The 21,122-nt window shown below is 67.4% G+C and carries 22 protein-coding genes; 7 read left to right on the forward strand and 15 right to left on the reverse strand.

The annotated features are described in order from the left end of the window. The first annotated feature begins 56 nt into the window (after positions 1–56). Entirely contained in the window at positions 57–398 is a 342-nt protein-coding gene (locus ACZK3W_RS16300) for a hypothetical protein (protein WP_004153024.1), read from the forward strand. 154 nt (positions 399–552) lie between these two features. Beyond that, positions 553–963 carry a hypothetical protein gene (locus ACZK3W_RS16305; protein ID WP_014647982.1) on the forward strand — a complete coding sequence of 137 codons (411 nt, stop codon included), beginning with the start codon at positions 553–555 and terminating at the stop codon, positions 961–963. Between the two features lie 308 nt (positions 964–1,271). Here the strand turns inward: ACZK3W_RS16305 and ACZK3W_RS16310 are convergent, their stop codons facing one another. After that, on the reverse strand, positions 1,272–2,909 hold the full coding sequence (locus ACZK3W_RS16310) for an acyl-CoA dehydrogenase family protein (protein WP_049398306.1): 1,638 nt from the start codon (positions 2,907–2,909) through the stop codon (positions 1,272–1,274). A gap of 113 nt (positions 2,910–3,022) precedes the next feature. Between ACZK3W_RS16310 and ACZK3W_RS16315 the strand changes: the two genes are divergently transcribed. The 4 genes from ACZK3W_RS16315 to pdeM are packed head-to-tail and all read left to right on the forward strand — an operon-like array spanning position 3,023 to position 8,712. Further along, positions 3,023–4,021 carry a ligase-associated DNA damage response exonuclease gene (locus tag ACZK3W_RS16315; RefSeq protein ID WP_197615998.1) on the forward strand — a complete coding sequence of 333 codons (999 nt, stop codon included), beginning with the start codon at positions 3,023–3,025 and terminating at the stop codon, positions 4,019–4,021. Next, on the forward strand, positions 4,018–5,625 hold the full coding sequence (locus ACZK3W_RS16320) for an ATP-dependent DNA ligase (protein WP_032129348.1): 1,608 nt from the start codon (positions 4,018–4,020) through the stop codon (positions 5,623–5,625). Before ACZK3W_RS16315 ends, ACZK3W_RS16320 begins: the two co-directional genes overlap by 4 nt. Beyond that, positions 5,622–8,081 (forward strand): ligase-associated DNA damage response DEXH box helicase, encoded by a 2,460-nt coding sequence (locus ACZK3W_RS16325; protein ID WP_197615997.1) that lies wholly within the window; start codon positions 5,622–5,624, stop codon positions 8,079–8,081. The genes ACZK3W_RS16320 and ACZK3W_RS16325 overlap by 4 nt, the downstream gene beginning before the upstream one ends. Next, positions 8,071–8,712 carry a ligase-associated DNA damage response endonuclease PdeM gene (gene pdeM, locus ACZK3W_RS16330; RefSeq protein WP_032129346.1) on the forward strand — a complete coding sequence of 214 codons (642 nt, stop codon included), beginning with the start codon at positions 8,071–8,073 and terminating at the stop codon, positions 8,710–8,712. Before ACZK3W_RS16325 ends, pdeM begins: the two co-directional genes overlap by 11 nt. Before the next feature lies 1 nt (position 8,713). Here pdeM and ACZK3W_RS16335 read toward each other — a convergent pair whose 3' ends face one another. The 9 genes from ACZK3W_RS16335 to rlmD form a co-directional block, all read right to left on the reverse strand. After that, positions 8,714–8,983 (reverse strand): hypothetical protein, encoded by a 270-nt coding sequence (locus ACZK3W_RS16335; protein WP_032129345.1) that lies wholly within the window; start codon positions 8,981–8,983, stop codon positions 8,714–8,716. 179 nt (positions 8,984–9,162) lie between these two features. Further along, the gene (locus tag ACZK3W_RS16340) at positions 9,163–10,431 is read right to left on the reverse strand and encodes an FAD-dependent monooxygenase (protein ID WP_197615996.1); all 1,269 of its coding nucleotides are present in this window, start codon (positions 10,429–10,431) and stop codon (positions 9,163–9,165) included. Positions 10,432–10,533: 102 nt separating this feature from the next. Then, the gene (locus ACZK3W_RS16345; RefSeq protein ID WP_005410590.1) at positions 10,534–10,740 is read right to left on the reverse strand and encodes a cold-shock protein; all 207 of its coding nucleotides are present in this window, start codon (positions 10,738–10,740) and stop codon (positions 10,534–10,536) included. 88 nt (positions 10,741–10,828) lie between these two features. Continuing rightward, complete coding sequence (locus ACZK3W_RS16350; protein WP_010482830.1) at positions 10,829–11,575, reverse strand: S-methyl-5'-thioinosine phosphorylase; 747 nt, start codon at positions 11,573–11,575, stop codon at positions 10,829–10,831. Between the two features lie 82 nt (positions 11,576–11,657). Beyond that, positions 11,658–12,212 carry a hypoxanthine-guanine phosphoribosyltransferase gene (locus ACZK3W_RS16355; protein WP_005410592.1) on the reverse strand — a complete coding sequence of 185 codons (555 nt, stop codon included), beginning with the start codon at positions 12,210–12,212 and terminating at the stop codon, positions 11,658–11,660. Continuing rightward, positions 12,212–13,219, reverse strand: a complete 1,008-nt coding sequence (gene nagZ / locus ACZK3W_RS16360) for a beta-N-acetylhexosaminidase (protein WP_032129343.1) — start codon at positions 13,217–13,219, stop codon at positions 12,212–12,214. Before nagZ ends, ACZK3W_RS16355 begins: the two co-directional genes overlap by 1 nt. A 163-nt stretch (positions 13,220–13,382) precedes the next feature. Continuing rightward, entirely contained in the window at positions 13,383–14,078 is a 696-nt protein-coding gene (locus ACZK3W_RS16365; RefSeq protein WP_049398295.1) for a DsbA family oxidoreductase, read from the reverse strand. Between the two features lie 114 nt (positions 14,079–14,192). Continuing rightward, positions 14,193–14,678 carry a CYTH domain-containing protein gene (locus ACZK3W_RS16370; RefSeq protein ID WP_197616010.1) on the reverse strand — a complete coding sequence of 162 codons (486 nt, stop codon included), beginning with the start codon at positions 14,676–14,678 and terminating at the stop codon, positions 14,193–14,195. 33 nt (positions 14,679–14,711) lie between these two features. Next, positions 14,712–16,046, reverse strand: a complete 1,335-nt coding sequence (gene rlmD, locus ACZK3W_RS16375) for a 23S rRNA (uracil(1939)-C(5))-methyltransferase RlmD (protein ID WP_478450125.1) — start codon at positions 16,044–16,046, stop codon at positions 14,712–14,714. 127 nt (positions 16,047–16,173) lie between these two features. On the opposite strand from rlmD, the gene ACZK3W_RS16380 reads away from it, so the two are divergent. Further along, a complete protein-coding gene (locus tag ACZK3W_RS16380; protein WP_032129364.1) occupies positions 16,174–16,902 on the forward strand; it encodes a response regulator in 729 nt (242 codons plus the stop codon). 637 nt (positions 16,903–17,539) lie between these two features. On the opposite strand, the gene recO is transcribed toward ACZK3W_RS16380, so the two are convergent. Genes recO through lepB form a run of 5 tightly spaced genes read right to left on the reverse strand, consistent with a single transcriptional unit; the run spans position 17,540 to position 21,071 of the window. After that, positions 17,540–18,259: a DNA repair protein RecO gene (recO, locus tag ACZK3W_RS16385; protein ID WP_032129846.1), complete on the reverse strand. Its 720-nt coding sequence runs from the start codon at positions 18,257–18,259 to the stop codon at positions 17,540–17,542. 18 nt (positions 18,260–18,277) lie between these two features. After that, the gene (era, locus tag ACZK3W_RS16390) at positions 18,278–19,174 is read right to left on the reverse strand and encodes a GTPase Era (protein ID WP_010482823.1); all 897 of its coding nucleotides are present in this window, start codon (positions 19,172–19,174) and stop codon (positions 18,278–18,280) included. After that, complete coding sequence (gene rnc / locus ACZK3W_RS16395) at positions 19,171–19,851, reverse strand: ribonuclease III (protein WP_032129847.1); 681 nt, start codon at positions 19,849–19,851, stop codon at positions 19,171–19,173. Before rnc ends, era begins: the two co-directional genes overlap by 4 nt. Next, the gene (locus ACZK3W_RS16400; protein WP_010482821.1) at positions 19,841–20,224 is read right to left on the reverse strand and encodes a DUF4845 domain-containing protein; all 384 of its coding nucleotides are present in this window, start codon (positions 20,222–20,224) and stop codon (positions 19,841–19,843) included. The genes rnc and ACZK3W_RS16400 overlap by 11 nt, the downstream gene beginning before the upstream one ends. A 52-nt stretch (positions 20,225–20,276) precedes the next feature. Next, the gene (gene lepB / locus ACZK3W_RS16405) at positions 20,277–21,071 is read right to left on the reverse strand and encodes a signal peptidase I (RefSeq protein WP_032129848.1); all 795 of its coding nucleotides are present in this window, start codon (positions 21,069–21,071) and stop codon (positions 20,277–20,279) included. Positions 21,072–21,122: the final 51 nt, after the last annotated feature.

Below are 21,122 nucleotides of genomic sequence, written 5' to 3' on the forward strand. Positions count from 1 at the left end.
ATGTTGTCGGCGCGCAGCATGCGCGTTGCCTAATTCTAACGACGAGGATTTACACAATGAGCATCAACAAGCTGCTGGTCGCGATGTCCCTGGCTCTGGCCCTGGCCGCCTGCTCGAAGCAGGAAGCTGCCCAGGACGCCGCTGCTTCGGCCAACGAAGCCGCCACCGAAGCCCAGGCTGCTGCCGACCAGGCCGCCGCTGCTGGCGCCCAGACCGCCGACGCTGCCCAGCAGGCCGCTGACACCGCCGCCACCGCTGCTGACGCTTCGGTTGACGCTGCTGCCCAGGCTGGCGCTGCTGCCACCGACGCCGCTGCCGGCGCCGCTGCTGACGCTGCCAAGGCTGCTGAAGGCACCGCTGAGAAGGCCAAGGACGCTGCTGAAGAAGCCAAGAAGTAATAACTTCTTTCTTCACGCTGTTCTGGAAAAGCCGCTGGTTCGCCAGCGGCTTTTTCTTTTTCGAATGCGCGACTGAGCCGCTGCATCGCGACCCCGTCTTCACAACGGCATGAATAGGCTGGCGTCCCCATCCATTGCAGTACCGGAGACCGCCATGAAGATTCGTCCGATCACCACCACCCTGCTGGCCGCCTCCCTGCTGCTGGCCCTGGCCGCCTGCAAGGGCCCCGAAGCCGAACAGGCCAAGCAGGACGCACAGCAGGCTGCCGACAGCGCAGGCGCTGCCGCCCGTGACGCCGTGGACAAGGCCGCCGAAGCCACCCGCGACGCCGCCGACAAGACCGCTGCCGCGTCCGAGCAGGCCGCCGCCGATACCCAGCAGGCGCTGGACAAGGCTGCAGACGCCACCGCCAACGCCGCCGACAAGGCCAAGGACGCCGCAACCGATGCCGCCGCACACGCCAGCGACGCCACTGCGAACGCCGCACAGAAGGTCGCCGACAAGGCCCGCGATGTCGCCAATGACGCCAAGGCCAACGCCGCCAAGGAAGAAGCCAAGCACTAACGGTTCGTTCGCCGGGCATGGCCCGGCGCTACCGACCAGCCGAGCATCGGCTCGGCTGCACAGGAAAAGCCGCGGCACTGCCGCGGCTTTTCTGCTTTTCGCTCTCTGCTCTTTCTGTTGATTCCGTGCTGGACGCGTACGGAAAGTGTCCACGGACGCGCGGGTAGGTTGCGCAGGGGCGTAAGCGCCATGGATGGCGCGCCCGAGCTTACATGGACGTACTTGCAGCGCCCCCTGCGCGACCTACCCGCGCGGCCCACCCATCAGTATCAGCGCCCACCACGAGGGGCTCCGCCGTTGGCCGCCTCCTACGGCAGCGCGCGCGCCAGCATCGCCGTCAGCTCCACCCCCGCCGGCAGCGTCCCGAACGCCAGCCCGTGCTCCCCTTCCAGCCGGCTACGCACGAATGCCTCCGCCATCGGGCTGCGCGCACGCAGCAGCAGCGCCGCCTGCAGCAGCAGCGCAGTGCGCTCGCAGAACAGCCGCGCCTGCGCTTCCTCCGGTGGCGGTGCCGCTGCCCAACGCTGCAATGCCGCTGCATAGCGCCCATCACGGTCAGCCACCGATGCCAGCTCACCGCGCAGCGCCGCCATCGCCTCCGGTTCGCGCGCCAGCGCACGCAGCACATCCAGGCACTGGATGTTGCCGCTGCCCTCCCAGATCGAATTCAACGGTGCCTGCCGGTACAGGCGCGGCAGCATCGACTCCTCCACGTAGCCCGCACCGCCCAGGCATTCCTGCGCTTCATTGACGAAGGCGGGCGCGCGCTTGCACAGCCAGTACTTGCCCAGTGCCGTCCCCAACCGCGCCATCGCGGCTTCATTGGCATCCACACCGGCGCGATCCACCGCGCGCGCGATCCGCATCGCTAACACCGTGGCCGCTTCCGACTCCAGCGCCAGATCAGCCAGCACGTTGGTCATCAGCGGGTGCTCGACCAGCAGCTTGCCGAAGGTACGTCGATGACGTGCGTGGTGCAGCGCCTGCGCCAGCGCCATGCGCATCTCCGCCGCTGCACCCAGCATGCAGTCCAGGCGGGTCATCATCACCATGCCGATGATGGTGGCCACGCCGCGCCCCTCTTCGCCCACGCGCCATGCCTGTGCGCCGCAGAACTCGACCTCACTGGAAGCGTTGGCCCAATCGCCGAGCTTGTCCTTCAACCGCATCAACCGGAACGCATTGCGGTCACCATCGGCCAGCCGGCGCGGCATCAGCAGGCAGGTCAGGCCTCCCGGCGCCTGCGCCAGCACCAGGAAGCCATCGCACATCGGTGCGGAAAAGAACCACTTGTGGCCGACCAGACGGTAACGCTCGCCATCGATCGGTTCGGCGCGCGTACTGTTGGCACGGACATCCGAGCCGCCCTGCTTCTCGGTCATGCCCATGCCCAGGGTGATGCCGGCCTTGTCCGCCACCGGCACGTCGCGCGGGTCATAGACCGGCGCAGCGGCCTTGCGCGCCCACTCGGCCAGATGCGGCTGCGAATGCAGTACCGCCACCGCTGCATGGGTCATGGTCAACGGGCAGCTGGTGCCCGCCTCGGCCTGGTGATGCAGGTAGCTCAACACCGCACGTGCCACGTGCGCGCCGGGCTGCGGCTCATGCCAGGACAATCCAGCGACACCGTGCGATTTTGCCGTGTCCATCAACTGGTGATAGGCCGGATGGAACTCCACGGTGTCGATGCGATGGCCCTGTGCATCATGCGTGCGCAGCCGAGGACGATCACGGTTGGCATCGAAGCCCAGCCGGTACAGTTCATCACCGGCGAGTGCACCATAGACACCCAGTCGCGGCGCGAAGCTGGCGGCGCCTTCGCGCTGTACGGCCTCCATCAGCGCCACGTCGTCGGTCCACAACTGTCGCCCTGCGAACGGCGGCGGCTGGTTCAACACCACATGGGTTTCATACGGTGCGTTGCTGCTGAAGCTGGGTCCACTCATCCGGTCCATCCTGGCGGCAAGAGGTCTGCGGCCCGATTGTGCCGCATCGCCTGCCAAGCCCGTGTTCAGGCCGGTTCTCACCCTCTGCACGAGACGCAGGCCACAGTGACCGCATGGCAGGCAACGACGATCTGGTGGTGCTGCGCCCGGAGGGGCTGTACTGCGCCGCCGGCGATTTCCATATCGACCCGTGGCGACCGGTAGCGCGCGCGGTCATCACCCATGGCCACGGCGACCATGCCCGCCCGGGCATGGGGGAGTATCACTGCAGCGAAGGCAGCCTGCCGATCCTGCGCTGGCGCCTGGGTGACGTGCCGGTGCAGGCGCATGCCGAGGGTGTGCCGTTCCGCCTGGGGCAGGTGCAGGTATCGCTGCATCCGGCCGGCCACGTACTCGGTTCGTCACAGGTACGCATCGACGACGGGCAGCAGGTATGGGTAGCCTCCGGCGACTACAAGCGACAGCCTGATCCGACCTGCACACCGTTCGAAGTGGTGCCCTGCGATACCTTCATCACTGAAGCTACGTTCGCACTGCCGATCTACCGCTGGCCGGACACGCCGGCGGTGGCTGCAGAGATCCTGGCGTGGCGCCGCGAATGCGAACAACGTGGCGAAGCCGCGATCCTGCTGTGCTACGCATTGGGCAAGGCACAGCGGGTGCTGGCCGAGCTGCTGCCGCTGGACGATCGACCAGCCTGGCTGCACGGCGCCATCGCCAATGGCGTGGCGGTGTACCGGCAGGCCGGGGTGCCGATGCTGGAGACGCTCACCGTGGCCGAGCAGGGCCGCCAGCCTGATGCCGCCGGCCAGCTGATCCTCGCGCCGCCGTCGGCTGCGGGCACGCCCTGGATGCGCCGCTTCGGCCGCCACCAGCTGGGCTTCGCATCCGGCTGGATGCAGCTGCGCGGCAATCGGCGGCGCCGCAATGTCGATCGCGGTTTCGTCATTTCCGATCACGCCGATTGGCCAGCACTGCTGCAGACCATCGAACAGACAGGCGCGCAGCGGGTGATCGCTACCCATGGCAATACCGATGCGTTGATTCCGTTCCTGCGCGAACGCGGCGTGGCTGCCGAAGCCTTCCGCACCGATTTCGGGAGCGAGGAATGAAGGCCTTCGCTGCGCTCTACCAGCGCCTGGACCGCAGCACGGCTACGCTGGACAAGCGTGCAGCCCTGGTCGACTACTTCCGCCAGGCGCGCGCGCACGATGCGGCATGGGCGATGTACCTGCTCAGCGGTGGCAAGGTGGGCGGCGCACGCCGGAAGATCGCCGCCAGCGGCGAACTGCGCGGCTGGATTGCCGAAGAATCCGGCTTGCCCCCCTGGTTGGTGGAAGACAGCTATGCGCAGGTGGGTGACCTGGCCGAAACGCTGACCCTGCTGCTGGATGATCCATCGCAGCCAGCCGCCGACCGCCCGTTGGCTGATTGGATCGAACAGCATCTGCTGGCCGTGGCCAACCAACCCGAGGCAGTACGCCGCGCTGCGGTCGTCGCCGGGTGGCGGCAGCTGTGCAGCAGCGAACGCCTGGTGTTCAACAAGCTGCTGACCGGCGCCCTGCGCGTTGGCGTTTCGCAGCGACTGGTACAGCAGGCACTGGCGGAATGGTCCGGCCTGGACATCGCACGCATCGCCCAGCGCATGCTCGGCGAGTGGGTCCCCTCGCCCGGGCTGCTGGCTCAACTGCTGTCACCGGACGAGCTGCCGTCCGACCGCCAGCAGCCCTACCCCTTCTTCCTCGCCTCCCCTCTGGAAGGCGATCCTGCCGAACGCCTCGGCGCGATCGACGACTGGCTGCTGGAATGGAAATGGGATGGCATACGCCTGCAGCTGCTGCGCCGGCGTGGCGAAGTCGCGCTGTGGTCCCGTGGCGAGGAACGACTGGATGGCCGCTTCCCCGAGATCGAGCACGCCGCGATGGCGTTGCCGGAGGGCTGCGTGCTGGACGGAGAGCTGCTGGCCTGGGACGAGACCGCCAACCTGCCGCGCGCATTCACCGCCCTGCAGACCCGCATCCAGCGTCGCAAGCCAGGAGCAGCGACTCTGCGCAACACGCCGGTACGCGTGCTCGCCTATGACCTGCTGGAGCACGACGGCGCGGACCTGCGTGAGCTGCCGTTGCAGGAACGGCGTACGCGGCTTGCCGCGGTCATCGGCGCATTGGACGATGTGCGGATCCAGCTGTCGCCCGACGTTGCCGCCGTCGACTGGGCGCAGGCGGCGGCGATGCGCGATGTGGCACGCGAACGTGGCGTGGAAGGGCTGATGCTGAAACGACGCGGCTCGCCCTACCTGGCTGGGCGACGCCGCGGTGACTGGTGGAAATGGAAGGTCGATCCGCTCACCATCGATGCGGTGCTCCTGTACGCACAGGCTGGCCATGGGCGGCGCAGCACGCTGTACACCGACTACACCTTCGGCGTCTGGGACGGCGACACGCTGGTGCCGGTGGCCAAGGCGTATTCGGGCTTGGACGACAAGGAGATCCTCGCGCTTGACCGCTGGATCCGCGCCAACACCCGCGAACGTTTCGGGCCGGTGCGCAGCGTACGCGCCGAACAGGTGTTCGAGCTGGGTTTCGAAGCGGTCAACCGCAGCAGCCGGCACAAATCGGGGATCGCCGTGCGCTTTCCGCGCATCCTGCGCTGGCGCCACGACAAGCCTGCCAGCGAGGCCGATCAGCTGGCCAGCCTGCAGGCGCTGGCGCGATGACCCGCAGCCAGGCACTGCGCCGGCTGGAAGACTGGTTCGCGGCACGCGGCTGGCGCTCACTGCCCTTCCAGCGCGCGATGTGGCGCCACTACCTGGCCGGCGAATCCGGGTTGCTGCATACGCCCACGGGCAGCGGCAAGACGCTGGCGATGTTCGGCGGGCCGTTGCTGCAGGCGCTGATCGATCCACCGCCCTCGCCCCGCCGCGCCAGTGCGGTGCGCCCATTGCAGGTGCTGTGGGTAACGCCCTTGCGCGCGTTGGCCAGTGATACCGCACGCGCGCTCCAGGCCGTCGTCGACGGCTTGGGACTGGGATGGCGTGTCGGCCTGCGCAGCGGTGACGCCAGCAACCGCGAGCGGCGCCAGGCCCGCGAAGGCCGCATCGACGTACTGGTCACCACGCCCGAATCACTGGCGCTGCTGCTGAGCTATCCGGATACGTTGCCGCGCATGCGCCAGCTGCGCTGCGTGGTGGTGGACGAATGGCATGAGCTGCTGGGCAACAAGCGCGGTGTGCTGCTGCAGTTGAACCTGGCGGTGTTGCGCGAAGCTGCGCCTGCAGTGCAGCTGTGGGGGCTTTCGGCCACGCTGGGCAACCTGGATGAGGCGCGCGACGTGCTGCTGCCCGGACAGCCCGACGCGCCGATCGTGCAGGGCGTGCGCCCGCGCGCGATCAGCGTGCGCAGCCTGCTGCCGGAACCCGGCGAACGTTTTCCGTGGGCCGGGCATCTGGGCCTGGCGCAGCTGCCGCGGGTGCTGGACGCGTTGATGCGGGCACGCAGCAGCCTGTTGTTCACCAACACCCGTGCGCAGGCAGAACTGTGGCATCAGGCGCTGGCCGCGGTCTGGCCGGAAGCCCCGGACACGCTTGCGCTGCACCATGGCTCGCTGGATCCAGCGCTGCGCCAGCAGGTCGAGGATGGCCTGCGCGCGGGCGCGCTGCGCTGCGTGGTTGCCACCTCCAGCCTCGACCTCGGCGTGGACTTCCCCGAGGTTGAGCAGGTACTGCAGCTGGGCAGCCCGAAGGGCGTGGCCCGCCTGCGCCAACGCGCGGGACGTGCGCGTCACCGCCCGGGTGCCAGCGGTTCCATCCTGTGCGTGCCCAGCCATGCACTGGAGCTGGCCGAATACGCCGCGGTGCGCCGTGCATTGGCCCAAGGCGTGGTCGAAGCGCGCAGGCCGCCGACGCTGTCGCTGGATGTGCTGGCCCAGCATGCGGTCAGCCGCGCGCTGGCCGGTGGCTTCGACAGCGATGCGCTGCTGGCGCAGGTACGGCGTACCCATGCCTTCGCATCTCTCGGCGAAGACCAGTGGCAGGCCGTGCTGACGTTCATCGTGCAGGGTGGCCAGGCCCTGGCCCAGTACCCCGATTTCCACAAGGTCGTGCGTGATGCCGACGGCTACTACCGGATGCACGATCGCCGCCAGGTACTGCGCCATCGGCTGTCGATCGGCACCATCAGCAGCGATGGCAGCGTGCGCGTGCAGTTCCTGCGCGGTGGTGGCCTGGGTGCCGTGGAGGAACAGTTCGCCAGCCGCCTGCGTCGCGGCGACCGTTTCCAGTTCGCCGGGCGCCTGCTGGAACTGGTGCAGCTGCGCGACATGACCGCCTTCGTGCGGCTGGCACGAGGGCGCGGTGATGGTGTGGTGCCGCGCTGGCAGGGAGGCCAGTTGCCACTGTCGATGCCGCTCGGCCGCGAGCTGGAGTGGGTACTGTCCTGCGCCGACGACAGTGCCGAATCACGCTGGTTGTCCCCCTTGCTGGCACTGCAGCAGCAGTTGTCGGCGCTTCCCGGCCCAGAGCATCTGCTGGTGGAAGATGTGCGGCGCCGCGACGGCCAGTTCCTGTTCGTCTACCCTTTTGCCGGCCGTCACGTGCACGAGGCGCTGGCCGCCTTGCTGGCACTGCGCTGTACCCGCCGGCAGCGCAACAGCATCGGCTACGCGGTGAACGATCATGGCCTGGTGCTGGCACCGGCGCAGGCGATCGAACTGGATGCGGCGCGATGGCGAGCATTGTTCACCCCCGATCAGCTGCTGGACGATCTGCGTGCCGCGGTGAACCTGGGCGAGCTGGCGCGCCGCCAGTTCCGTGGCATCGCACGCGTAGCGGGCCTGCTGGTCCCCAGCCTGCCCGGCGGTATGCCGCGATCGCTGCGCCAGCTGCAGGCCTCGGCAGGCCTGCTCTACGACGTACTGCGCGAGCATGACCCCGGCCACCTGCTATTGGCATTGGCCGAACGCGAAGTGCTGCACGACAGCCTGGATCTGCCGGGACTACAGCAGGTCCTGGCAAGGATCGGCATGCAGGCCCTCTCCGTGCAGCACCCGACATCACTCACGCCACTGGGCTTCCCGTTATGGGCTGAACGCCAACGCGGGCAGTTCAGCAACGAGGACTGGCGCACCCGCGTGCAACGCGCGGCCCAGCAGCTGGAGCGCCGCCATGGCCGATGAACTGCCGCTGCTGCGCGCCGGCGAATCGCTGATACTGCTTGGCGCGCGTGCGCTGTACTGGCCCGCGCGGCAGGCGCTGTTGATCGCCGACCTGCACCTGGGCAAGGCCGATGTATTCCGCCGCGCCGGCATCGCATTGCCCAGCGGCGGCACCGGCGAAGACCTGCAACGCCTGCAGGGGCTGCTGGACAGGCATGCCTGTCGCGAGCTGTGGATCCTGGGTGACATCCTGCATGGACCGGCGCATCGCGCTGCGTGGTACCAGCAATGGCTGGCATGGCGCGAACGCAATGCTTCGCTGGACGTGCATGTCCTGCGCGGCAATCACGACCGCCAGCTGCCGCATGCTCAGTTGCAGGTACAGATCCACGATGAAGTACGGCTGCAGCCGTTCCTGCTTCGCCATGAGCCGATGCCCGATGCAGAGCTGCATGTGATCGCCGGGCATCTGCATCCGCAGGTCGCCTTGCCGCCATTGCGACGGCGCTTCCCCGCGTTCTGGCTGCGTGAGCGGATGACGGTGCTGCCGGCCTTCTCCGCGTTCACTGCCGGCATCGTGCCCGTGCCCGCCCGCGGCGAGCAAAGGGTCGCCTGCGTGGAAAACGGCCTGGTGCAACTGCCGGTGGCTTGAATCAGGCCGGACGAATGCCCAGCTGCGGCATCAACTGGAAATCAGGCGTGTCGCCCTCACGTCGTCGCGGCAACGCCTGGATCGCCGCGAGCATTTCCTGCGCGCAGGTGCGGATGCGCGCGTGGTGCTCCGCTGATGCATGACTGATCAGGCTGCCAACATGGAACTCGAACACGTCCTCCAGTACGTCGGGCTGGTCCTCGTGCAGCATCTGCAGCAATCCGCGCAGCTTGCAGATTTCCGATTCCAGCTCCTCGACCGCGAACAACATGGCGTCCTCCTCTTCAACATCAGCGGCACATCCGGGCCGCAACAGGCCGCAACGGCAGCGCCGCCCGGGCCACGCGCGATGTTGATCACGGAAAGGAAAACGGGCGACGCGCAATCGCGTGCAACCTACTTCTCGCATATCGGCGGTGAGGCAACCGTTAATTCAGGTGACGACGCGCTTCACGCATTGGCCGAAATCGCGTTGATACGAGGCATCTCCGCTGCAGTGGCCAGTGCGTCGACGAACGCCGGATCCAGTGCAAGTGCACCGAACCAGCCGTGCTGGGTGCCACTGAGCACGCGCAGCATGTGGCCACGGCCCCCGGGCAGGCGCCCCATCGGGCCCAGCAGCACGTCACGCGCCTTCGCCCAGGCGTCGCGGTCGGACTGGAACAGCGGCGTCAGCCAACGACTCCAGCGCTGGTACACCGCAACGTGTGCCCTGCGTTGCGCCTGGTAGGCCTGCAGCGCGACCGTGCTGCCGCCATAGGTGCGCACCGCATCGCGCAGCGCCAGCGCGTCCAACAGCGCCATGTTCACGCCCTGCCCCAGCTGCGGGCTCATCGCATGCGCGGCATCACCGGCCACCACCATGCGGCCGTGGTGCCAGCGCGTCATCACCGCATCACGGTAGACCGCGCGCGCCAACTGGCCGGCATCACGCAGATGGGCGAAGCGCGCACTGGCCTGCGGCCACAGTGCATGCAGTTCATCCAGCCAGGGCGTCATGCCATCGGCCTGCCAGCGTTCGAAGTCGGCGCGCGGCAGGCTCCAGAAGAAACTCAGGCGCGGCGTGTCATCACCGGGGCGCGTGCCGACCGGCAGCAGTCCGATCATCTTGCGCGCGGCCACGTAACGCTGCCGCAGCTCCTGCACGTGCGGCCAGTCCTCGGCCGGCAGCAGGCACCACAGCGCCCCCCACGGATACACGCGGTCCAGCCCGGCACCGCCGGCGATCGTGCCGCGCAGCGTCGACGCGGCGCCATCGGCGACCACTACCAGGTCGAACGGGCCATGCGTGCGCCCGTCGCTGTCGCGCAGACGGCCGTGTTCGGCATCCACCTCGGTAATGGTGGTACCGGCATGCAGCTGGCCCTCGCCTGCACGCGCCTCGTCCAACAGCGAGAACAAGGCCCCGCGCTGCATGCCCAGGCCGTGCAGGCGCGCATCCAGTCCCTCGTAGCGCATGTCCATCACCGCGCGCTCGCACGGCGTGTCGCCATACAGGCGGTGCACCGGCGCGGCATGTGCGCGCACGGAATCAAGCAGGCCCATCTGCCACAGTACCTGCAGGCCGCTGGGCTGCAGCAGGAAACCGGCACCCACCGGCCCCGGCGTGGGCACGCGTTCGAAGATCTCCACCTCGTGGCCGTCACGGGTGAGCAGGATGGACACTGCCTGTCCAGCGGTGCCGTAGCCGATCACGGCGATGCGCAGTCGTTCCGTCATGGCCGCATTGTGCCCGAGGCGGGTGGATCGCGAGCGGGTCGCGGGCAATCCGCGCAAAAAAAACCCCGCCGAAGCGGGGTTTTCAACGCACTGTCGAGTGGATCACTCGGCCGGCGTGATGTTCGAAGCCTGGGCACCCTTCGGGCCCTGGGTCACGTCATAGGTGACACGCTGGCCTTCCTGCAGGCTGCGGAAGCCCTTGGAGTTGATGGCGGAGAAGTGCGCGAACACGTCGGCGCTGCCATCCTCCGGCGAGATGAAGCCAAATCCCTTGGCGTCGTTGAACCACTTGACGGTACCGTTCGGCATGGTGATGCGAGACCTTATGCAATGAATGGGTGGTGTACGCTGAACCCGCGCACAAGCTGAGTATGCAAAGCTTGCTCGGGGAAGACAATCACCCCCGTGCCAATTCGCCCACCAGTTCCGGAAGTCCGTTGCCGGCCGCCTGCACGTTGGCCAGCACTTCGGCCATCGTGATCTCCTCGCCATCACCACAACCGGCAGCCCAGTTGGCGATGATCGCCAGGCAGGCGTAATCCAGCCCCAGCTCGCGTGCCAGGGCGGCTTCCGGCATGCCGGTCATGCCCACCAGATCGCAGCCGTCGCGGCGCATACGGGCGATTTCAGCGATGGTTTCCAGGCGCGGGCCCTGTGTTGCGCCGTAGCAGCCACCGTCATGGACCGTGACGCCGGTCACTTTGGCCGCAGCCAGGATCTTGCTGCGCAGCATTGGTGTGTACGGGTGGCCGAAATCAACGTGGACCACGTCGGTGCCTTCTTCCTCACAGATCGTGCTGATGCGGCCCCAGGTGTAGTCGATGATCTGGTCCGGGCAGGCCAGCACGCGCGGACCAAAGTGTTCGGTGATGCCCCCCACCGTGTTCAACGCCAGCACGCGCTGCGCGCCCAGCTGCTGCAGCGCGGCCAGGTTGGCGCGGTAGTTGATCTTGTGCGGCGGCAGCGAATGGCCTTCGCCATGCCGCGCCAGGAACGCCACGCGATGGCCGAGCAGCGTACCAACGCGCACCGGGCCCGACGGACGGCCGAAGCGGGTGTCGACCTCGTGGGTCTGCACGTCGTCAAGCTTGGCCAGGTTATAGACACCGGTACCGCCGATCACGGCCAGGGCGATCTGTTGCATTCGAAGCACTCCATGAAAAGACGAACGCCGGCACCCGAGGATGCCGGCGGCAGAAGAAGACGCGCCGCGGGCGGCTGCGCCGTTATTCCTTCATCGCGTAGATGGCCGGCACGCAGCGCAGGGTTTCGTTGACGTCCATGCCGAAGCCGAACACGTAACGGTCCGGCAGTTCGATGCCGGCGTAGTCGGCAGTCACGTCCGGCAGCGCGCGGTCGTGCTTCTTCACCGTCATCGCGGCGATGCGCACGTCGGTCGCGCCCTGTTCCAGGCACCAGGTGCGCACGCCCTGCAGGGTGTAGCCCTCGTCGAGGATATCGTCGACCAGCAGCACGCGGCGGCCGAACAGCGAGGTGGCCGGTTTGTGCTTCCAGACCAGGTCGCCGCCGGTGGTTTCACCGCGGTAACGGGTTGCGTGCAGGTAATCGAACTGCACGTCCTGGCCGCGCGCGCCCAGTTCCAGCGCCAGCTGGCCGGCGAACGGCAGCGCACCGTGCATGATGGACAGGAACAGCGGCACCTCGCCCTTGTAATCGCGCGCGATGGCGTCGGCGATACCAGCGATGGCCTTGTCGATGGTGGGGCGGTCGACCAGCAGGTCAGCCTGGGCCAGGGCCTGGGAAATGGTGAGGTTGGGCATCAGACGGTTCTTCCAAGGGTTTCAAGCAGACGGGATTGGGTGTCGCCATGGCGGGCATCGGCCAGCAGGCCGTCCCAGCCGAGCGCGCCGCGGCCCAGCAGGCCCAGCAGCGCAGCAGTATTGAGGGAGCGTCCCTGCACGGCGTGCAGGGCTTCATCGACCAGCTCCGGGTGGCAGACCAGCACCACGTCGCAGCCGGCATCCAGATGCGCGTGCACGCGCGCCGGCACGCCGCCCGCACTGTGCGAGGCGGCCATGCCGATGTCATCGGAGAACACCACGCCGCGGAACCCGAGCTCGCCGCGCAGGATGTCCTGGATCCAGCGCGGCGAATAGCCGGCCGGTTCCGGTGCCACCTGCGGATAGATCACGTGCGCCATCATCACCGCGTCGGCACCGGCGGCGATGCCGGCCTGGAACGGGACCAGGTCCTGGGCGCGCAGCTCGTCCAGCGCGCGCGGGTCGATCGCGGTATCCACGTGGGTGTCTTCCAGCACGGTGCCATGGCCGGGGAAATGCTTGAGCGTGGCGGCCATGCCGACCGCATGCATGCCGCGCACGTAGGCGGCGGTGAACGCGGCCACCACCTGCGGGTCTTCACTGAAGGCGCGGTTGCCGATGGCGCGGTTGCCACGGCCAAGGTCGACCACCGGCGCGAAGCTCAGGTCCAGGCCGCTGGCGCGCACTTCGCTGGCCATCAGCCAGGCGTGCTGCTCGGCCAGGGCCAGCGCCTGCTGCGGGTCGGTGGCGTACATCGCCCCGATGTCCTGCAGTGGCGGCAACTCGCTGTAGCCCTCGCGGAAACGCTGCACGCGGCCACCTTCCTGGTCCACGCAGATCAGCTGCGGGCGCGGCGCGGCAGCGCGGATCGCCGCGCTCAGATCGGTCACCTGCTGGCGCGAGGCGAAGTTGCGCTTGAACAGCACCACTCCGGCCACGGCATCGTGCTGCAGCCAGTCACGTTCCTGGGCGGTCAGTTCGGTGCCGGCAACGCCGATCAGCAGCATGGTCGATCTCCACAACGCGCGCCCGCATGGCGCAGTGCCGCATTGTCGCAGAACCGGCCGACAGGCGCAGTGGTCAGAAAAAGGGGACGGAGGGGATTAAGCCGCAATCGGCCCCCACGGGCTGGATACGTCTTAATTCCCTCCGTCCCCTTTTCGGATCCGGTCAGACCTTGCAGCCGTCCGGGCCGCAGGCCTCGTCGCCGTCAGCCGGGGCCGCAGGCGCGCCCTGCTCGGCGGCGATCTGGCGCAGGGCGTTGGCGAAGGCCTCGGGGGGCTGCGCCCCGGAAATGGCCCACTTCCCATCGATGACGAAGGTCGGCACCGAAGAAACGCCCAATGCATGAGCCTGCGCCAGCTTGGCTTCGACCTCGGCCAGGCCGCGGTCGGAGGCCAGCATCTGCGTGATTTCACCCGCGTCGAGGCCGCCTGCCGCGCCCGCCTTGATCAGCACCGAGGGGTCCGCCAGGTTCTGACCGTGCTCGAAGTGGGCGCGGAACAGTGCTTCGCCCACCGCATCCTGCACGCCGTGCTCGCCTGCCAGCCACAACACCCGGTGCGCCGGCAGCGTGGTCACCCGCACCTGGCCCTGGCTGAAGTCCATCGGCAGGCCCTCGGCCCGCGCGGTGGTCTGGGTCTGGCCGAGGATCTGTTCGGTACGCTCAACGCCGCCGAACTTGCGCACATAGGCCTCGCGCAGCGGCACCGGGGTGGCGTCAGCATCCGGGTCGAGCTGGAACGGCTGCCAGTGGATATCGAGTTCAGGCGCGTTGGCGCCCAGCAACTGCACGCCCTGCTGGAAACGATGCTTGCCGATCCAGCACCAGGGGCAGACCACGTCGGAGTAGATGTCGATTCTCATCCTTTCCACATGGGGGCCGACACCCTCGATAAAAGGGGACGGAGGGGATTAAGTCGTTTCCCGCACAGATGGGGTAAAGACGACTTAATCCCCTCCGTCCCCTTTTGGGTGGTTTCACCACTCTGAATACGGGTGGCTGGCCAGGGCAACGTTGTAGTAGCGGGCATCATCGGTGACTTCGGCACCCACCCAGTCCGGCAGGTCGATGGTCTGGTCAGCGCTGTCCAGCTCAACCTCAGCCACGACCAGGCCGGCGTTGTCGCCGAGGAACTCGTCCACCTCCCAGGTCAGGCCGGCGTGTTCGACCAGATGGCGGCGCTTGTCGATCAGGCCGCCCACGCACAGCGCCAGCAGTGCGCGAGCATCGTCCACCGGGATCGGATAGTCGAACTCCTGGCGGGTGTGGCCGATGGTGCGCGACTTCAGGTTCAGCGCGGCGTGGTCGCCCTCGATGCGCACGCGCACCGAGGCGTTCTGGGTGCCGCGGTCGAGCGCGCCCATGTCGTTGATGTAGCCCTGCGCCATCGGGATCACCCGGCGCGCGGCGGCGCGCCAGCCATCACTGCTGACGAGGAATTTGCGTTCGATTTCGATGCCCATCGCGCCATTATGCGCGATGGGCATGACAGCCGATCAGCGCTTCTCGAATACCGCGATGCTTTCCACGTGTGCGGTGTGCGGGAACATGTCCATGGCACCGGCGCTGACCAGGGTGAAGCCCTGTTCGTTGACCAGATAGCCGGCATCGCGTGCCAGCGAACCCGCGTGGCAGCTGACGTAGACGATGCGCTTGAACTGCTTCAGCGGCAGCTGCTGCAGCACTTCGATCGCGCCCGAGCGCGGCGGATCCAAGAGCAGCTTGTCGAAGCCCTGGCGCATCCACGGCGTGCTGCGCTGGTCCTGGGTGAGGTCGGCGCTGAAGAACTGGGCGTTGGTCAGGCCGTTGCGCTCGGCATTCTCACGGGCCCGCGCGACGAGGCCAGCATCACCTTCAACACCGACCACTTCGCGCACGCGGCGCGCCAGCGGCAGGGTGAAGTTGCCCAGGCCGCAGAACAGGTCCAGCACACGCTCGTCCTCACCCGGCTCCAGCAGGTCCAGGGCGTGGGCGATCATCTTCTCATTGAGCTTGGCGTTGACCTGGATGAAGTCCAACGGACGGAACGCCAGCTCCACGTCCCACGGCGCCAGCCGGAACGACAGCGGCACGCCCTGCCCGTCCAGCGGCTGCACGGTATCCACGCCACCGGACTGCAGGTAGATCACGAAGCCATGCTGCTGGCCGAAGGCGGCCCAGGCCACGCGGTCGGCATCGCTGAGCGGCTGCAGGTGGCGCACGGTCAGGACCACGGCCTGGTCGCCAGCGATGAATTCGATCTGCGGGATGTCACGCTTGCCATCGAGCGATTCGATGAAGGTGGACAGCGCCTCGACCTTGGTGCCGATCTCGGGGATCACGGTCAGGCACTGGCTGAGGTCGGCGACGAATCGCGGATCCTGTTCACGGAAGCCGACCAGGGTCTTGTCCTTCTTTTCGACCCGGCGCACCGAGAAGCGACCCTTGCGCCGGTAGCCCCAGCTCTCACCGACCAGCGGCGCCAGCACGGTGCCCGGCTTCACGTGGCCGATGCGCTCCAGGTTGTCCATCAGCACGCGCTGCTTGGCGACAATCTGCTGGTCTTCGTCCAGGTGCTGCAGCACGCAGCCGGCGCAGGTGCCGAAGTGCGGGCACTTCGGGGTGACGCGCTGCGGCGAGGCCTGCAGCACTTCCACCGTACGCGCTTCGTCGAAATGGCGGCTGCGGGCGGTCTGTTCGGCCATGACCACCTCGCCCGGCAGGGCGCCGCTGACGAAGGTGACCTTGCCGCCCTCGCCTTCACGGCGGGCGACACCGCGACCATCATGGCTGAGGTCGAGGATCTCGGTCTGGAACGGGGTACGGTCGATGCGGGAGCGGGATCGGGCCACGTGGCAACAGGCTGCGGGCAAAAATGGGGGCGTATTGTCGCAGATCCTGACCGGCAGGGTCCGGACCCGCTTGCGCCCGCCGCCGCTGTGCTTGATGATTGCAACAGCTGACATGGAGGCAGCCCTGATGCAGATGACCCCGCGGGCCAGCCGGCCCCGCTTCCTGCTTGTCGAGGACGACATCATCAGCCGCGGTTTTTTCAAGGCGGCGTTGGAAACGTTACCGGCGGACGTGGACACCGCAGACTCATTGGCCAGTGCCCTGGCCAGCGCCGAGCCCGGCGCGCATGACCTGTGGCTGATCGACGTCAACCTGCCTGACGGCAACGGCGCGCAGCTGCTGCGCGAACTGCGCCGTTCACATCCCGACACCCCGGCGTTGGCGCATACCGCCGACGGTGATACCTCGATCCATGCGCGCCTGCGCGAGGCCGGTTTCAGCGACACGCTGGTCAAGCCGCTGGGCCGCGACCAGCTGCTGAAGGCGGTGCGCCGCGCCCTGGTCAACAGTCCGGCCGGGATCGTCATGGCCCAGGCGCCGGCCGCGGTCGAGCTGCAGGTACAGGACTGGGACGAGACTGCGGCACTGGCCGCGCTCAATGGCCAGCGCAACCACCTGATCGCGCTGCGCGAGCTGTTCCTGGCCGAGCTGCCAGGCGTACGCGATGCGGTCGAGCAGGCGGTGGACCAGCATGACGAGCGCCAGCTGCGCAGCCAGTTGCATCGGCTGCAGGCGAGCTGTGGCTTCGTGGGCGCGGCGCGGTTGGGCCGGGCGGTGCGCCAGTTGCATCATGCGCCGGAGTCCGGGCAGGCCCAGGCGGGGTTCCGCGACGCGGTGGCTGCCCTGCTGCATTAACGGTTGTTCGGCAGGGCTGCGCCCTGCACCTGCCGAAGCCTTCAAGCCAGGGCAACGTCAAAGGCCAAAGCAGCATTCCGTGAGATGGCGGGGCACTGTGGGTTTGCGGGGACGGCGCAAGTACGTCCATGTAGCCTTGGTCGCCGCATCCATGCGGCTCACACCCCGCAAACCCACAGTGCCCCGCCTTCGATAGTTGGCCGGTGGCCAGTAGATCCACGCCATGCGTGGATGAATCTCAATCGGAATCAAATATTTCGAATTGAAATCGAAACGCATCCACGCATGGCGTGGCTCTACTGTGTCGACCAAGGTCGACACCCACCAGAGCAGAGTGCCGTTCCGACAGCTCGCGAGAAACTGTCGAAGGCGGGGTGGGTCCGGTTGCGGGGGCGTGAGCCGCATGGGTGCGGCGACCGAGCTTACATGGGTGAGGGCGCTTTGCTTGCGAAGCATTGCTTCGCAAGCGCCCGAACGCACAGCCGCCAGCGGCTGGGCCGGGCCCCGGAGGGGGACTTGCAGCGGCCCCCGCAACCGGACCCACCCCGCCTACCCACGGATAGCCAGCTTCTGCCGTTGACGTTGACGTTGACGTTGATTCGGCAGGTGCATGGCTGCAAGCCCTGCCGCCCCCCCCTCAACGCCTGGGAGCGAGCTGCTCGAGCATTTCCCAGGACTTCAGGCCGCGCGGCCCCAGGTGATGGGCCAGCACCCGCCGCATCGGCAGGCGCAGGCTGGCCAGGTCGGCGGCATCGGGCTCTTCATCGGCGGCCAGCGCCAGCAGCGCAGAACCCGTCGCGGCCGCCCGGCGTTCCCCACCGCGCTCGCTGAGCAGGCGCTGCGCGCCTTCCTGTGGGTCCAGTTCGTAGCGCGCGGCCGGGTCGATCGGCTGGCCGTCGCTGGCGCTGTCCAGATCGAAACCCAGGCCCAGCGCAGACAGCAGCTCGCGCTCAAACCGGCGCAGGGTCCAGGCCAGGCCGGCGCCCACGGCCAGCCGCGCGCGTGCCTCGCCGTAGGCCAGGTACAACTCCGGCAGCGGGTCCTGGCGCGGGGCCAGGCGCAGGGTCAATTCACTCAGATAGAAGCCGGCCAGCATCGCCTGGCCGACCAGGCGCGGGGCAGCATCCAGTGCCTCGGCACCCCGCAGCTGGGCCAATTCGCCCCGCTGCTGGGCACTGAAGCGGATCCACTGCAGCGGCTGCAGGGCCGCGCGCAGCACCTGTCCCTTGGCGGTGGATACGCCACGCGCGAGCAGGCCGATCCGGCCATGCTGCGCGCTCAGCACTTCGACCAGCAGGCTGGTCTCGCGATAGGCCCGTGCATGCAGCACGAAGCCGGTGTCGTCCTCGATCATCATCGAAGCGACCGTTCCGGGTTACTCGTAACCGAAGGCCTTCAGTGCGGCCTCGTCGTCGGACCAGCCTTCACGCACGCGTACCCAGGTTTCCAGGAACACCTTGGCCCCGAACAGACGCTCCATCTGCAGGCGGGACTTGGCCCCGATCTCCTTCAGGCGGGTACCACCCTTGCCGATCACGATCGCCTTCTGGCCCTCGCGCTCGACCCAGATCACCGCACCGATGCGCAGCAGGTTGCCATCTTCGGTGAAGCGCTCGATTTCCACGGTGGTGGCATACGGCAGCTCTTCGCCCAACTGGCGCATCAGCTGTTCACGTACCAGTTCGCCGGCCAGGAAGCGCTGGCTGCGGTCGGTGATCTCGTCTTCGCCGAACATCGGCGGCGCTTCCGGCAGCAGTGCCAGCACGTCGCGCACCAGCGCTTCCAGACCGTTGCGCTTCTGCGCCGAGATCGGATGCACGGAGGAGAAATCGCGGCCGGCGGTGACTTCCTGCAGGAACGGCAGCAGCGCGCCCTTGTCCTTCAGTCGATCGATCTTGTTGACCACCAGCACCACCGGGATGCCGGCGTCGCGCAGAACATTGAAGGCCAGGCTGTCTTCCTCGTCCCAGCGACCGGCTTCGATCACCAGCAGGCCGGCATCGACGCCTTCCAGCGAGCCACGCGCGGCGCGGTTCATCACCCGGTTCATCGCCCGCTTCTGCACCTTGTGCAGGCCGGGGGTGTCGACCAGCACCAGCTGGCCTTCCGGATAGGTGGCGATGCCCAGCAGGCGATGGCGCGTGGTCTGCGGGCGGTTGGAAACGATGCTGACCTTGGCGCCGACCAGGGCATTGGTCAGGGTCGATTTGCCCACGTTCGGGCGGCCGATGACGGCCACGCTGCCGCAATGATGGGAAGTTTGTTCGCTCACTTGGAATCCAGTTGTTCTAGGACGGCCGCAGCCGCCTGTTGTTCGGCAAGCCGCCGCGAGGCGCCTTCGCCCTCGGTGCTGGCGGCCGGGTCGGCTACGTTGCAGCGTACCCGGAAGTGCTTGGCGTGGTCGTCACCGGATTCTGACACCAGTTCATACTGCGGCAACGCCTTCTGTCGGGCCTGCAGCCATTCCTGCAGGCGGGTCTTGGGGTCCTTCTCGGGCCGGCCGGAAGCCGGCAGTGCCTCGATCGAAGCGCTGAACCAGGGCAGTACCACCGCCCGGCAGGCCTCGAAGCCGGCATCCAGGTAGATTGCGGCCACCACGGCTTCCACGGCATCGGCCAGAATCGAGTCGCGACGATGACCGCCGGACTTCATTTCGCCGGGGCCCAGGGTCAGCCGTTCGCCCAGTTCCAGGGTGCGCCCGATCACCGCCAGCGCGCCTTCACGCACCAGCTCGGCACGGGCACGGGTCATCGCGCCTTCGTCGGCCTTGGGCCAGCGTCGGTACAACGCCTCGGCCGCCATCATGTTGACGATGCTGTCGCCGAGGAACTCCAGGCGCTCGTTGTGCGGCGCACCGGCACTGCGATGCGTCAGCGCCTGCTTGAGCAGGGCCGGGTCGCTGAAGGCATGACCGATCAGGTCGCCACGTTGGATGAATTTACTGGGCACCGCTTCGTGTCAGGTCCTGGGAAGAATCGAATTTGCCAACCACATCGAGGTTGCCGATCAGCTGACGGCGCACTTCGTAGTTGACCTTGAGGGTCCAGCCATTGTCGCGACGGTCGAACTTCACGTTGGCCGGCTTCACGTTGTCCGAATAGTTGATGTACAGGCGCTTGAAGAACAGGTCCTGGATGCGCGCCGGCTCCATGCTGCCCACGCCCGGCTCGTTGGCCAGGCTCTTCATCGCCGAGCGCACCGCGTAGTACTCCTGGTACATCGGGAACAGCTTCATGCCGATGTAGAGGAAGAAGCCAACCACGATCAGGACCGTCAGGAACGAGGTCAGGGTCATGCCACGCTGCGTGTTCATCGTCTTCATTGCGTTCTCCCCAGATACGCGTTGGATGTGAAAATACTCAGTTGGTGCCCGCTCAGTTGATGCTCGAGCCGATCCGCGACGGCTCGAAGCCATCCTTGCAGAACCAACCCTGGCAGTTCAGCCAGATCAGGAACGCCTTGCCACGCAGGTTCTCTTCCGGCAGCAGGCCCCAGAAACGGCCATCATCGCTGTTGTCGCGGTTGTCGCCCATCACCAGGTACTTGCCGGCCGGCACGGTCCACTGGCCCTGGCCACGCGGATAGTCGGTCTCCAGCACCGTGTGGGTGCGGCCCGGCAGGTGCTCGACCAGCAGGTTGGCGCCCTCGCCCTGGCCCTTGTGGCCGGCGTAGATGCCCTTGTTGTCGTACTTCAGCGGCTCGCCGTTGAGGATCACGCCGTCGCCTTCGAAGACCACGGTGTCGCCCGGCACGCCGATCACGCGCTTGATGAAGTTCTCGCCCTTGGCCGGATCGTTCTCGCCATGGCCGGGGAAGTGGAACACCACCACGTCACCACGCGAGGGCTCGCCCACCGGCACGAACTTGGTGTTGCTGATCGGCAGGCGCAGGCCGTAGGAGAACTTGTTGACCAGGATGAAATCGCCGATCAGCAGGTTCGGCATCATCGAGCTGGACGGGATCTTGTACGGCTCGGCAATGAAGCTGCGCACGATCAGCACGATCGCCAGCACCGGGAAGAACGCACGCGAGTAGTCCACCAGCACCGGCTCGGAATCGAGCAGGCCCGCGCGCTGGGCGCGACGCTTGGCGAGGTACAGCTTGTCCGCGAGCAGGATCAGGCCCGAGGCCAGGGTCAGCACGACCAGGAGGATCTCAAACAGTTTCATTCAGGGTCCTTTGCAACGTCACCAGACGACCGGCCCCGCAGGGCCGGTGCG

It is taken from the genome of Stenotrophomonas sp. 80084_Sma, assembly GCF_056481995.1.